A 13,059-nucleotide genomic window follows, 5' to 3' on the forward strand; every position below is an offset into this window, starting at 1 on the left:
CCAGGGGGCCGGGCAGCCGCGGGTGCGAAAGCGCGCGAGGAAAGTCCGGGCTCCACGAAACAAGGGTGGCGGGTAACGCCCGCCGGGTCCGCGCGAGCGGGCTCAGGGAAAGTGCCACAGAGAGAATACCGCCGACGGCCCGCGCTCCTTTGGGAGTTGGGGCCGGGCAAGGGTGAAAGGGTGCGGTAAGAGCGCACCGGGGCTTCGGCAACGCGGCCCGCATGGCAAACCCCACCCGGAGCAAGGCCGAATAGGGGCGGCGCGTCCGCGTGAGCGGGCTGGGGTGTTTCGCCCCAAGCGCAAGCTGCGACCGCCCGGGTTGGCTGCTTGAGCGCACGGAGCAATCCGTCGCCTAGACGAATGGCTGCCCTCGCGGGGCCGGTCCCATGGGATACCGCCTGCGAGACAGAACCCGGCTTACAGGCCCCCTGGCATTTTCCACACTGCAGCTTGAAGGTGGCGCTTAGGCCCTCTCAGCCCCGCCCGACGCTGACGTAGGTGAAGCCGGCCGCCTGCATGTGATCGGGCTTGTAGATATTCCTGAGGTCGACCAGCACCGGCGCGTTGGCGAGGGCTTTCACCCGCGCAAAGTCGAGCGCGCGGAAGGCATCCCATTCGGTGACGATGGCGATCGCGTCGGCCCCCTCGATTGCCTCGTAGGGGCTCTTGCACATCTGTACATCGGGCATCAGCGGCGCGGCCTGCTCCATGCCTTCGGGATCGTAACCGGCGACCTTCACGCCCGCGTCGCCGAGCGCCTGTGCGATCGCGATGGCCGGGCTGTCGCGCATGTCGTCGGTGTTTGGCTTGAACGTGAGGCCGAGCAGCGCAACCTTCTTGCCCCGCGCCGATTCCATGCCGCCGAGCGCATCGATTACCTTGCGGCCCATCGCGCGCTTGCGGCTGTCGTTGGTCTTCACCACCGCTTCCACGATTCGCACCGGGCTGTCGTAGTCCTCGGCGGTCTTGAGCAGGGCCAGCGTGTCCTTGGGGAAGCAGGAGCCGCCGTAACCGGGGCCGGCATGGAGGAACTTGGGGCCGATGCGGTTGTCCATTCCGATCCCGCGGCTCACGTCCTGCACATTGGCGCCGACCTTCTCGCACAGGTCGGCCATCTCGTTGATGAAGGTGATCTTGGTCGCGAGGAAGGCGTTGGCGGCATACTTGATCAGTTCCGCGCTGCGGCGGCTGACGAACAGGATCGGCGATTCGTTGAGGAACAGCGGGCGATAGACCTCGCGCATGACCTCGCGGCCGAAGTCATCGTCGGTGCCGATGACGATCCGATCCGGGCGCTTGAAATCGGCGATCGCCGCGCCCTCGCGCAGAAACTCGGGGTTGGAAACGACCGCGACGCGGTGGTTGCAGCCGGTCTCTGCGATGATCCGCTCGACTTCGTCGCCCGTGCCGACGGGAACGGTCGACTTGGTCACCACGACCGCGTCGTTGGCCAGCTTTTCGCCGACTTCGCGGGCGACGGCGTGGACAAACGAAAGATCGGCGTGGCCGTCGCCCCGGCGGCTCGGCGTGCCGACGGCAATGAAGATCGCCTGCGCGCCGGCGATGCCTTCGGCGAGGTCGGTCGTGAACGACAGCCGTCCGGCGGCGACGTTGCTTTCGACCAGCGCGTCGAGCCCGGGCTCGTAGATCGGCATCACGCCTTCATGCAGGCGGTCGATCTTCGACTGGTCCTTGTCGATGCAGACCACGTCATGCCCGAAATCGGCAAAGCAGGCGCCCGACACCAGGCCGACATAGCCCGAACCGACCATTGCGATCTTCATTGCGCAGTCCCCATCTTGCGAATTGTAACCGTGCCGGCGTTCTCGGCGGCCTGTAAGTAACGCCGGTTATCGCCTTCCAGCACCAGCGCCGTCAGTTTGCCGGTGCGGTAGGCACCGGTGTCGATGCCGATGCGGTTGGCGCACTCGGCCACCGGGTCGCAGATCGTGTGCCCGTGCACCACGACATGCGAATGCGGGGCGGAGTGGTGCAGGAACCGGTCGCGGATCCACAGCAGGTCATGCCGCGACTGTTCCTCCAGCGGAACCTCGGGAAGGATGCCGGCATGGACGAACAGGTAGTCGCCGGCGATCACATATTCCTCGAACCCGCGCAGGAAATCGCGGTCCGCTTGCGGGACCGCGTCGCGCATCAGGTGCTGCAACTCGTCGAGCGTGCTCTCGTTGTAGCGCTCGCGGGTGATGCCGTAGCTGAACAGCGTCTCGCGCCCGCCGTGCTTGAGGAAGTGGCGCAGGATGCTGCGTTCCTCGAACGACTGGAGGAACATTTCCTCGTGATTGCCGGCGAGGATGCGCACGCGGCGACGCGCCTGCAACTCGCGCGCCTGGGCGACCACACCCGCGCTGTCGGGCCCGCGATCCACCAGGTCGCCGAGCAGGACGATGGTTGTCTCGGCCGGCGGAGCATGGCGGTCGTCGTCCTCGACCGCGTCAATCAGGGGTTTGAACAGATCGGCCCGGCCGTGAACGTCCCCGATCACATAGATGCGTTCGCCCTCGGGAACGGAGGGGCGCGGCATCTCGGGGCGGGCGCGAAAGATCTTGCGAAGCGGTTCGAACATCGGGTGATTTTTTGGCGTGGAATAGGGGCGCCGATAGGCCAGCCGCGCCTGCACGGCAACCGATGACTCGCCACTGAACCGGCTCTGTGTCCAGTGCACGAACTCAACAGATCCCCCACCGGTTGAGGGCGGCGCGAAATATTCCTTGTGCATCGCAGCATGATGCTGCACGATCATTTCGCGTTCGCAAGAGTCTGCTCGATAAAACGAAGCATCCGGCGAACCGGCAGGTGGGACGAAGCACAACTGCAAACGCAAGGAAGTTTGTCATGCTCACGTCCATCCGCGGCCTCACCGCCGCAGCTATCCTATCATCCGCCATCATCGCCGCGCCGGCCCAGGCGCAGGCGCAGGGCGAAACCGACCCGCCAAGCGCCGTCGAGGTGTCGGGGAACGTCGCGATCGTCAGCGACTACCGCTTCCGCGGCGTTTCGCTGTCGGGCGGCGACCCGGCGATCCAGGGCGGCATCGACGTCACGCACGAGAGCGGGTTCTACATCGGCACCTGGGGCAGTTCGATCGACGATGGCGGCACCGATCTTCTCGGCGATGTCGAGCTCGATCTCTATGGCGGATGGAGCGGGGCGGTTGCCGAGGGGCTGACGCTCGACGTGGGGCTGCTGTACTACATGTATCCGACCGAGGATCTCGGCGCCGACACCGACTATTTCGAGCCTTACGCCTCGCTCACGTTCGCGCTCGGCCCGGCAGAGGCTACCGTCGGCGCGGCTTATGCGTTCGATCAGGACGCGTTGGGGGATAGCGACAACCTCTACGTCTATACCGATCTCGGCGTCGGCATCCCGAACACGCCGATCACCCTGAGCGGCCACCTCGGCTATACCGACGGCGTGCTCGCACCGCCGCTGCTGGCCGGCAGCACGGACGATTCGGGGCTCGACTGGTCGCTGGGCGCGAGCGCCACCGTGCTGGGCGGTCTGAACCTTGGCGTCAGCTATGTCGGCGTCGAGGGCCCGTCGATCGACGGCTATACCGACGATGCCGTGGTCGCGACGCTCGGCATGAGCTTCTGAGCCTCGCCCGGCGGGCCGAAGCCGTCAGTCCAGCGAGAAGTCCACCGTCGTGACGACGCGCACTTTCTTGTGGGGGCTGTCGGACACACCCCAGCCGGCTGCCTCGCCGTCGCGCGCTTCGATGGTGAAGTAGCCTTGCGTTGCGCGGCGGATGCTGCCGACGTTTGCGCCGCTGTCTTCGGCAAACTGCTCGGCGGCGGCGCGGGCGTCCTTGGTCGCTTCGGCGATCATTGCCGGTTTGACGGTGTCGAGCTCGGTGAAAGTGTAGGCCATGCCGGAGCCGTCCTCCAGCACGACCCCGCGGCGGACGAGTTCCGCCTGCCGCTTCACGGCGTTCTGCGCGCGCTCGATGTCGTTCGTGCGCAGCGACATGCGCTGGCGGACGGTGTAGCGCCCGATGCCCTGGTTGTCCGTGAAATAGCTGACGTTGACGCCCGTCGGTTCGACCGCGCCCGCAGGAAAACCGAGATCGCGAAAGAAGGCTTCGAGCGAGGCGGTGTCGCGGTCGACACCCGCCTGCGCGGTCGCCAGATCGGTGGCGGTCGAGGAGTACGAGATCGTCCAGGTCGCCAGATCGGCCATGACTTCGCGCTCGGAGAGGCCGCGGACGGTGACTGCGCGGTCCGCCTGCTTTGCGCGGACCAGTCCGTCGCCGAGCAGGAAACCGCCGACGATCAGCCCACCGGCGACGATTGCGGAACTGGCGAGCCACCGCCGCGCCGCGGGCTCGCGCCACATGGGGATGGAGGCGGGCGACGCATCGGAATTGCTCTCGACCATGATTGGCCCTTTCGTTTCGGCACTGGGAGACCCATGTAGGACGTCTATTTCATGCACGATGAACCGTGCTTTAATGTAGACGAATGGAGCTACCCATGACGAAGTACCTGCACACCATGATCCGCGTCACGGATATCGACGCGACCGTCGACTTCTTCCGCATGATCGGGCTCGAGGAAGTGCGCCGGTTCGACAACGAGAAGGGGCGCTTCACGCTCGTCTTCCTCGCCGCGCCGGGGCAGGAGGGCCTTGCCGAAGTCGAGCTGACCTACAACTGGCCGGCCGAGGACGGCAGCGCGCCGGAAGAGTACACCGGCGGGCGCAACTTCGGGCACCTCGCCTACCGCGTGGAGAACATCTACGAGACCTGCCAGCGCCTGATGGACGCGGGCGTGACGATCAACCGCCCGCCGCGCGACGGGCACATGGCCTTCGTCCGCTCGCCCGACGGCATTTCCATCGAGCTGCTGCAGGAAGGCCATCTCCCGCCGCAGGAGCCCTGGGCGAGCATGGAGAACACCGGCAGCTGGTAAGGCTCCGGATCAGGCGCTCCGGGCACTTCCGGGCTCGTCGCCCGGATGCGCCGTGGTCATGCGCAGGATCGTGAACCCGACGACGGCCGAGCAGAAGGAGCCGAGCAGGATCCCGATCTTGGCCTCGTCGATCAGCAGGCGATAGCCGGGGAATGCGAGTTCCCCGATGAACAGCGACATCGTGAAGCCGATCCCGCACAGGATCGACACGCCCCAGATCTCCGGCCAGCTCGCGCCATACGGCCGCGGTGCGAAGCCGATGAGATTGGCGAGGAAAATCGCCAGGACGATGCCGACCTGCTTGCCGAAGAACAGCCCGGCGGCGATCGCGAGTGGGAGCGGTGCAAACACACCTTCCAGCCCGAGGCCGGACAGGTTCACGCCCGCGTTCGCGAAACCGAAGACCGGCACGATCAGATAGGCGCTCCAGGGCGCGAGACCATGCTCGAGCCGCTCGAGCATGGTGTCGTCGTTCTTCCCGCGCATCGGAATGGTCAGTGCGGCCACCACGCCGGCGATGGTCGCATGAACGCCCGAATTGAGCACGAAGTACCAGAGCACGAGCGCCAGCACCACGAATGGCACCAGGGTCTTCACCCGCATCCGGTTGAGCGTCAGCATGACGGCGACGACCACGAGCGCCGCGATCAGCCACCCCAGCTTGATGCCCGCGGTGTAGGCGATCGCGATGATGAGCACGGCGCCGATGTCGTCGACGATCGCCACTGTCAGCAGGAAGAGCCGCAGCGATCCCGGGACCCGGTTGCCGAGCAGGCCGAGCACGCCCATGGCGAACGCGATGTCGGTGGCGGTCGGGATGGCCCATCCCTGGGCGAGCTGCGGGTCCTCTCCCTGAACGAAGAAGAGATAGACCAGCGCGGGCACGATCATCCCGGCAGCCGCCGCGAGCACGGGCAGGCGCCGCTGCTCGGCACTGCTGAGCTGCCCCTCGATCCATTCGCGCTTCACTTCCAGGCCCACGACGAAGAAGAAGATCGCCATCAGCCCGTCGTTCACCCACAGGTGGAGCGTATCGAGCTTCACAATCGGGGTCAGCGACAGAGTCCCGTGAAACAGCTGATGATACTCGTGCGCCAGCGGGGAATTGGCGAGCAGCATCGCCGCGGCAGCTACCAGGATGAGGAGCACCCCAGCGGATGCGTCGCCGACGAACAGCGAGCGGACGGGAGCGAAGAAAGCGCGGATCGGTCGGGGTGCAATGGCCATCGGACCGCTCCATTTCGGATTTCGTTGCGCGTTGCAAGTCTACCAGGTCTTGGATAGAAATGCGCGCGGGGGGAAATGGATGCTATCCGGGGGGTTGCCGCTGCTCGAGTGGGTGGTGCTCGTCCAGCGCGAGTTGCTTCTTTTCGCAGCGGTGTTTTTTCTGATCGGCGCGCTCGACGAATTCGCGATCGATTTCGCGTGGCTCTGGCTGCGGCTGAGCGGCCGCGCGCGGCCCGCGGTCTACGATCCGGCGCGTCCCGATCGCCCGCCCCTGCGCCAGGCCGCGGTGTTCATTCCTGCCTGGCGCGAGGATCGCGTGATCGGCGCGACGGTGCGGCACATGCTGCGGGTCTGGCCCGACCGCGCCTTGCGCATCTACGTCGGCTGCTACTGCAACGATCCGGCGACGATCGAGGCGGTCGCGGCCGCCGCCAGCGGAGACGACCGCGTGCGGCTGGTGATCAACGAAGCCGAAGGACCAACGACCAAGGCGGACTGCCTCAACCGCCTCTATGCCGCGCTGGAGGCGGATGAGGCGCGCGGCGGCACGCGCGCGGCCAGCGTCCTGCTGCACGATGCGGAGGACATGGTGGACCCCGCGGCGCTGTCGCTGATCGACGAGTGCCTGCGCGGCGCCGATCTCGTGCAACTGCCGGTCCTGCCGCTGCCGCAAGCGGAGTCGCGCTGGGTCGGCAGCCACTATTGCGAGGAGTTCGCCGAGAGCCACAGCAAGGGCCTCGTGGTCCGCGACGCCTTGGGCGCGGGCATACCGCTCGCGGGCGTCGGGTGCGGCATCGCGCGCGACGCACTGGCCCGCCTCGCGAGCAGCCGGGGCACACATGCGCCGTTCGCCACCGACAGCCTGACGGAAGACTACGAACTCGGCCTCGGCATAGCGGAGATCGGCGGGCGCACGCGCTTCGTGCGGTGCAGGTCCGCCGACGGGCGTCTGATCGCCACGCGCGCCTTCTTCCCTTCGCGGCTCCACCAGGCCGTTCGCCAGAAGACACGGTGGATCCTGGGGATCGCCTTCCAGGGCTGGGACCGGCTCGGTTGGCACGGGAGGCCGGTCGAAGTCTGGATGCGGCTGCGCGACCGGCGCGGTCCGTTCGCGGCGCTTCTGCTGGGCGTCGCGCTTGCCGTGCTGTTTCTCGGCGGGATCGGCTCGGCAGCGAGCTTCGCCGGCTGGACCGCGGCGCCCGAACTCTCGCCGGTGCTAGAGGCGATCCTCATCGCCAATCTCACCGCGCTGCTGTGGCGCTGCGCCTTTCGCTTCGGCTTCACCGCACGCGAGCACGGTTTCGGCGAGGGCGTACGCGCCGTCCTGCGTCTACCGGTCGCCAACTTCATCGCCATGCTGGCGGGGCGGCGCGCCTTGTCCGCCTATGTCCGAAGCCTGCGCGGTACGCGCCCGCAATGGGACAAGACCGAGCACGACGCGCATCCCGCGCTGCTGCCCCGCCGGATCACGTCGTGAGCGCCAAGGCCGACCGGCGCCGGGGCGAGCCCTTGTTGATGCTGGCCGTCCTGCTGACCGCCTGGGTCGGAGCGCGGGCGATGATGTGGGAATCGCCATCGCGCCCGCTGGAGGCGATGCTCGATCGCGTCACCCGACCGGTTCTGGCGCGCGGGGCCGCGCCCGGAACGGCTTCCCCTGTCGAGATGACGGTGGCCGTTCGGCCCGAAGCGCGACCGGAACTCGGTCCGTTGGCGGCTGGTCCGCAGCCGCTGGCCCTGTGGCAAATTGCCCTGCTCGAGCCGCTGCCGATCTGGCATGTTCCCGCGGCCATCGACCCTCCGCCGGCCCCGAGCAGCGAGGTCATGGCCAGCCATCAGTTCCTGTGGCTCGCCGCGACCGCGCAGCTTCCCGTTCCGCCTGATGTGGCAGCGCTCCTACGGGCAAGAGCGGCACCGCCGGCAGAACCCGTGCGGCCACCTTTCGCGGCGCAGAAGCCGGACCGATGGTCGTTCGACGCGTGGCTGCTGCTGCGGCCAGGCGGCACCGGAGGGCCAGTCCCGGGCGGCAGGCTGGCGAGCTACGGCGCCAGCCAGGCGGGGGCGGTAATCCGCTACCGTCTCGCGCCCGGCAGCGCGCACCGCCCCGCGGCCTACGCGCGCGCGACCCAGGCGCTCGCCGCCGGCAAGGAGTCGGAGCTCGCGGCCGGGATAGCCGCGCGGCCCCTCCCTGCGGTTCCGGTCTCGCTCTATTCCGAAGTGCGCGTGACTCGGCACGGCAGCGGCGAGGCCGAACTTCGGCCTGCGGCGTTCGCCGTCACCGAATTCCCGCCCGTGCCATTGCCGCTCGGGCTTCGCGGGGAGGCCTACGCCCAGGCGGGCTATGTCGGCGGCAAGTTCGCCACCGCCTTCGTCGACGGGCAGGCGCGGGTCGGCGGTGAAGTCGCCCGATTCGACCTCGCGGAAGTGCGGGCGGGCGCCGGCGTCTGGGGCGGGGCGCAGAAGGGCGCCGCGCGGCTCGACGTCGGCCCCACGGCGTCGCTCGATCTCTCGCTCGGCGATGCGCCTGCCAGGCTGGCGCTCGACTACCGCTGGCGCATCGCAGGGGACGCCGCGCCCGGCCGAGGCATTGCGGTCACGCTTTCGACCGGATTTTAATCCGCCCGCTTTCAACCGCCGCTGCCCTCGGTTAGGGCTTCGTCATGGACGTGTACCTCCCCATCGCGAACCTTTCGGTGAACGGGCTGGTTATCGTCGGGCTGGGGGCACTCACCGGGGTTCTTTCCGGCCTGTTTGGCGTCGGGGGCGGATTCCTGACGACGCCGCTGCTGATCTTCTATGGTGTCCCGCCCACGGTCGCGGCAGCTTCGGCCGCGACCCAGATCACCGGCGCCAGCGTCTCGGGCGTGCTTGCCCACGGGCGTCGCGGCGGGGTCGACTATCGGATGGGCACTGTAATGGTCGCCGGCGGAGTCCTCGGTGCGGGGATCGGCGCGCTGCTGTTCCGGTTCTTCCAGTCGATCGGCCAGATCGATACGGTCATCAACGTCCTCTACGTCTTCCTGCTCGGCTCGGTCGGATCGCTGATGGCGCGCGAGGCGTGGCAGGCGGTCCGCCCGCCGGAGGGCGGCGCGGCGAAGCCTGCGATGAAACGCCGTCACCACCGGCTGGTCGCCGCGCTGCCGCTGCGCTGGCGTTTTTACGGGTCCGGCCTCTACATCTCCCCCATCGCACCGTTGCTTCTGGGCGTGGTGGTCGGCGCGCTGACCATGCTGATGGGTGTCGGCGGCGGGTTCATCCTCGTGCCGGCGATGCTCTACATCCTCGGCATGAGCGCCAACGTCGTGGTCGGCACTTCGCTCTACAACATCCTGTTCGTGACGATGGCGACGACGATGATGCACGCGCTGACGACGCATGCGGTGGACATCGTGCTGGTCGCGTTGCTGCTGTTCGGGTCGGTGACCGGGGCCCAGCTCGGCACGCAGGTGGCCCAGAAGTTCAAGCCGGAATACTTGCGCCTGGCGCTCGCCGCGATCGTCCTGCTGGTTACCGCCAGGATGTTCTTCGGTTTGTTCGTCCGGCCCGAGGAAATCTACACGGTGGTGCCGCTGTGAAGCGGCTGTTCCTCCTCGTCGCACTGCTGATGCTCTCGGCCCAGCGAGATCCCATTCTGGTGCCCGAGGTCTCGCAGGACGACGTGCAGGTCCAGCAGGGCTTCACCGGCACCGAACTGCTCCTGTTCGGCGTGATCCTCGACCCCACCGGCGCGCGGGCGGGAGAGGACTACGACATCGTGGTGGTGCTCAAGGGGCCAACCGAGCCTATCACGGTGCGGGAGAAGGCGCGCGTCGGCGGGATCTGGGTCAATGCCGACAGCACTGCCTTCCAGTCTGCCCCTTCGTTCTTCGCGGTCGCATCCTCGCGCCCGATCGAGGAGATCGTCGACGAGAGGACTGCCGCGATCTACGAACTCGGGCTGGGTTACCTGCAGCTCTCGCCGACTGGCGCGATCGATCCGGAAGAGCAGACGCGCTTCACCGCCGGCCTGGTCGACCTGCGCAGCCGGCAGGGGCTCTACAAGGAAGATCCCAGCGGCGTGCAGATCAGCGAGCAGGTGCTTTATCAGGTGCGCATCTCCCTTCCCTCGAACGTCCAGACCGGCACCTACACCGCCGAAACTTTCGCCATTACCCGCGGCCGGGTGATCGCATCCGCCATTGCGGAGGTGGAAGTGCGCAAGGTAGGTTTCGAACGGTTCGTGGAGGTTTTTTCGGAACGGCAATCGCTGTTCTACGGCTTCCTGGCGGTCTTCCTGTCGGTCGGGATGGGCTGGGTGGCGGGGCGCCTCTTCGCGCTGATCTAGCTGGCCTTTCGGCCCCGCGTTGACCCGATCTTAACCAACCGGCGTTACGCCCGGCGCCCGGGCAGACGCAGGGATCGACCACTTCATGACCGAGATGGGCCACGGCAACCTCGAACGGCGCCAGCCGCTCGACATGGCGGCGACGCGGGGCGAGGGCGCCGCCGCGCACCCGCAGCCGCAAGTCGTTGCCTCCGCGGACCGGCCCGATAACGCCATCCAGCCGATCGGTGTGGTCGTCGAAGTCGCCGGCTCGGGCTCGCAGATCGCGCTCGACATGCAGCGGCTGAACGAGTGCATGGCGGATGAGGACCCCTCGGTCGCCCTCGCGGGTCAGGTCGGCAGCCAGATCAAGATCCGCGCCGGCAATGCCTGGCTGCTCGCCAGCGTCCGCAACCAGCGGCAGGACCGCCGGACAGACGGCGGGATCATCGCCGACGTCGATTTCCTCGGCGAAGGAATGGAGGAGAACGGGACCGGCCGCATCTACGGCTTCCGCCGCGGCGTCACCCGCTATCCCGTTCCCGGCGCGAAGATCTACCCGGCGACCACTGCGGATCTCCGGCACATCTACGCCAGCGACGGGCGCGCGAGCATTCAGATCGGCACCGTCTATCCCACCAGGGACATTCGCGCGGGCCTCTACATCGATGCCATGCTGGGCAAGCACTTCGCGCTGCTCGGCTCGACCGGCACCGGCAAGTCGACCAGCGCGGCGCTGATCCTTCACCGCATCTGCGAGGCGGCGCCCGAGGGACATGTGGTGATGATTGATCCGCACGGCGAATATGCCGCGGCGTTCCGCGACACCGGCATGATCCTCGACGTCTCCAATCTTCAACTCCCCTACTGGCTGATGAATTTCGAGGAGCACTGCGAGGCGCTGCTGACCACCAGCGGCAACGAGCGGCAGACGGACATGGACATCCTCGCCAAGTGCCTGCTCAGGGCGCGGGGCAAGAACCGCCTGGCCGAGGCCATGGGCAAGATCACCGTCGATTCGCCGATCCCCTATCTTCTTTCGGACCTCTCGAACGAGATTCAGAACGAAATGGGCAAGCTCGACAAAGCGACGTCCTCGGCGCCCTACATGCGGATCAAGAGCAAGCTCGACGAGCTCAAGGGCGATCCGCGCTACCAGTTCATGTTCTCCGGCATGCTGGTGGGCGACACCATGGCGGAATTCATCGCCAAGATCTTCCGCATGCCCGGCGGGGGCAGGCCGATCTCGATCATCGACGTCTCAGGCGTCCCGTCGGACATCACCTCCACCGTGGTTGCGGTGCTCAGCCGCCTGGTGTTCGACTTCGCGATCTGGGGGCGGGAGGAGAAGACCCGGCCGATCCTGCTCGTCTGCGAAGAGGCGCACCGCTACGTGCCCAACGAGGCGAACGCGGACGGATCGTCGGTCGGCATGATCCTCAGCCGCATCGCCAAGGAAGGCCGCAAGTACGGCATCAGCCTCGGCCTCATCACCCAGCGCCCGTCGGACCTCGCCGAAGGCGTCCTGTCGCAATGCGGCACGATCATCGCCATGCGCCTCAACAATGACCGCGACCAGGCGTTCGTGAAAGCCGCCATGCCCGAAGGCGCGCGCGGCTTCCTCGATTCGATCCCGGCGCTCCGCAACCGCGAATGCATCATCTGCGGCGAAGGCGTCGCGATCCCGATCCGCGTCAGCTTCGACAGCCTGGAAGAAGCGAAGCGCCCGGCGTCGGAAGACCCGAGCTTCGTCGAACTCTGGAACGAAAGCGGCGGCGAGGAAGAGGCTGTGCAGCGTGTGGTGCGCCGCTGGCGCTCTCAGGGCCGTTAGGTGCCGCTAGGTACCCCCAGGTTCCTCTAGGTCCCGCGCGAATCGCCATAAAGATGGATATGCAGGCGGTCGCTCATCCGGAAACCGTGCTCCAGGCATAACGGCGCAAGCCACACCTGCCGCGCCCGCAGCGTCGCGCTGTCGGTGCCCTCCGGCATCAGGAACACATGCCCGGGCCGGAAGCGATAGCGCGCCTGAAGTGCCAGCACCTCCGCGACATCCTCGGGCGCTGCGATCACGAACTTGAACCACGCGCGCGAGTCAGACGCATAGGCGTCGAGCCGCTCGGGCAGCAGCGCGAGTTCGGCCGGATTGCCGCTGTGCGCGAGCTTGGGGCTGACGTTGTACTGGTCCACCCGCACATCCAGCCGGGGCGGCGCGGCGACGGTGCCGTTGGTCTCGATCTCGACGGTCATGTCGGGCAGCAGCTCGAGGACCTTCGCCAGCGCGCTCGCCTGCAGCAACGGCTCGCCGCCGGTGATCACGAGGCGCTTCTGGCCCAGCGCTGCGATCCGCCGGGCAACCTCGTCCTCGCTCAGCGTGATCTGATTGGCCCTGCGCTCGAACGTTTCGCCGGAGCGATGCGGCCGCTCGTCGCCCTCGAAGTGCCACGTGTAAGCCGTATCACACCACTGACACGCAAGGTTGCAGCGCGAGAGGCGCAGGAACGCAACCGGCACGCCGGCGCTCGGCCCTTCGCCCTGCAGCGAGGCGAAGATCTCCGGCTCGCCGGGAACCTGGGTGGCGAGAGTCAGCACCAGATCCTCCCT

Annotated in this window: 12 protein-coding genes and 1 other RNA gene; 8 read left to right on the plus strand and 5 right to left on the minus strand. The window is 67.4% G+C overall.

The features are described 5' to 3' along the window. Nucleotides 1–436: RNase P RNA component class A (rnpB, locus tag AC3A5N_RS09460), an RNA gene on the plus strand. A 37-nt stretch (nucleotides 437–473) separates the two neighbouring features. On the opposite strand, the gene AC3A5N_RS09465 is transcribed toward rnpB, so the two are convergent. Both AC3A5N_RS09465 and AC3A5N_RS09470 read right to left on the minus strand, forming a co-directional pair. After that, nucleotides 474–1,784, minus strand: a complete 1,311-nt coding sequence (locus AC3A5N_RS09465) for a UDP-glucose dehydrogenase family protein (protein ID WP_487737068.1) — start codon at nucleotides 1,782–1,784, stop codon at nucleotides 474–476. Beyond that, nucleotides 1,781–2,584 (minus strand): metallophosphoesterase family protein, encoded by an 804-nt coding sequence (locus tag AC3A5N_RS09470; RefSeq protein WP_487737069.1) that lies wholly within the window; start codon nucleotides 2,582–2,584, stop codon nucleotides 1,781–1,783. Before AC3A5N_RS09470 ends, AC3A5N_RS09465 begins: the two co-directional genes overlap by 4 nt. A 269-nt stretch (nucleotides 2,585–2,853) precedes the next feature. Here AC3A5N_RS09470 and AC3A5N_RS09475 point away from each other — a divergent pair, with 269 nt between their 5' ends. Beyond that, nucleotides 2,854–3,618 (plus strand): TorF family putative porin, encoded by a 765-nt coding sequence (locus AC3A5N_RS09475; RefSeq protein WP_487737070.1) that lies wholly within the window; start codon nucleotides 2,854–2,856, stop codon nucleotides 3,616–3,618. Nucleotides 3,619–3,642: 24 nt separating this feature from the next. On the opposite strand, the gene AC3A5N_RS09480 is transcribed toward AC3A5N_RS09475, so the two are convergent. Then, nucleotides 3,643–4,356: an SIMPL domain-containing protein gene (locus AC3A5N_RS09480; protein ID WP_487737205.1), complete on the minus strand. Its 714-nt coding sequence runs from the start codon at nucleotides 4,354–4,356 to the stop codon at nucleotides 3,643–3,645. A 137-nt stretch (nucleotides 4,357–4,493) separates the two neighbouring features. On the opposite strand from AC3A5N_RS09480, the gene AC3A5N_RS09485 reads away from it, so the two are divergent. Continuing rightward, nucleotides 4,494–4,931 carry a VOC family protein gene (locus AC3A5N_RS09485; protein WP_487737071.1) on the plus strand — a complete coding sequence of 146 codons (438 nt, stop codon included), beginning with the start codon at nucleotides 4,494–4,496 and terminating at the stop codon, nucleotides 4,929–4,931. A gap of 9 nt (nucleotides 4,932–4,940) precedes the next feature. On the opposite strand, the gene nhaA is transcribed toward AC3A5N_RS09485, so the two are convergent. Beyond that, nucleotides 4,941–6,158, minus strand: coding sequence for a Na+/H+ antiporter NhaA (nhaA, locus tag AC3A5N_RS09490; RefSeq protein WP_487737072.1), 1,218 nt, complete (start codon nucleotides 6,156–6,158; stop codon nucleotides 4,941–4,943). 79 nt (nucleotides 6,159–6,237) lie between these two features. Between nhaA and AC3A5N_RS09495 the strand changes: the two genes are divergently transcribed. The 5 genes from AC3A5N_RS09495 to AC3A5N_RS09515 all read left to right on the plus strand — a co-directional run bounded on the left by AC3A5N_RS09495 (nucleotide 6,238) and on the right by AC3A5N_RS09515 (nucleotide 12,289). Next, on the plus strand, nucleotides 6,238–7,635 hold the full coding sequence (locus AC3A5N_RS09495; protein WP_487737073.1) for a glycosyl transferase family protein: 1,398 nt from the start codon (nucleotides 6,238–6,240) through the stop codon (nucleotides 7,633–7,635). Beyond that, nucleotides 7,632–8,771 carry a hypothetical protein gene (locus AC3A5N_RS09500; RefSeq protein WP_487737074.1) on the plus strand — a complete coding sequence of 380 codons (1,140 nt, stop codon included), beginning with the start codon at nucleotides 7,632–7,634 and terminating at the stop codon, nucleotides 8,769–8,771. Before AC3A5N_RS09495 ends, AC3A5N_RS09500 begins: the two co-directional genes overlap by 4 nt. Before the next feature lie 44 nt (nucleotides 8,772–8,815). Next, nucleotides 8,816–9,730 (plus strand): sulfite exporter TauE/SafE family protein, encoded by a 915-nt coding sequence (locus AC3A5N_RS09505; RefSeq protein WP_487737075.1) that lies wholly within the window; start codon nucleotides 8,816–8,818, stop codon nucleotides 9,728–9,730. Nucleotides 9,731–9,759: 29 nt separating this feature from the next. Then, nucleotides 9,760–10,479: a TIGR02186 family protein gene (locus AC3A5N_RS09510; RefSeq protein WP_487737206.1), complete on the plus strand. Its 720-nt coding sequence runs from the start codon at nucleotides 9,760–9,762 to the stop codon at nucleotides 10,477–10,479. A gap of 85 nt (nucleotides 10,480–10,564) precedes the next feature. Then, a complete protein-coding gene (locus AC3A5N_RS09515) occupies nucleotides 10,565–12,289 on the plus strand; it encodes an ATP-binding protein (protein WP_487737076.1) in 1,725 nt (574 codons plus the stop codon). 26 nt (nucleotides 12,290–12,315) lie between these two features. On the opposite strand, the gene AC3A5N_RS09520 is transcribed toward AC3A5N_RS09515, so the two are convergent. After that, nucleotides 12,316–13,050 (minus strand): 7-carboxy-7-deazaguanine synthase QueE, encoded by a 735-nt coding sequence (locus AC3A5N_RS09520; protein WP_487737207.1) that lies wholly within the window; start codon nucleotides 13,048–13,050, stop codon nucleotides 12,316–12,318. Nucleotides 13,051–13,059: the final 9 nt, after the last annotated feature.

The organism is Pelagerythrobacter sp. Soil_C_18 (assembly GCF_057657235.1).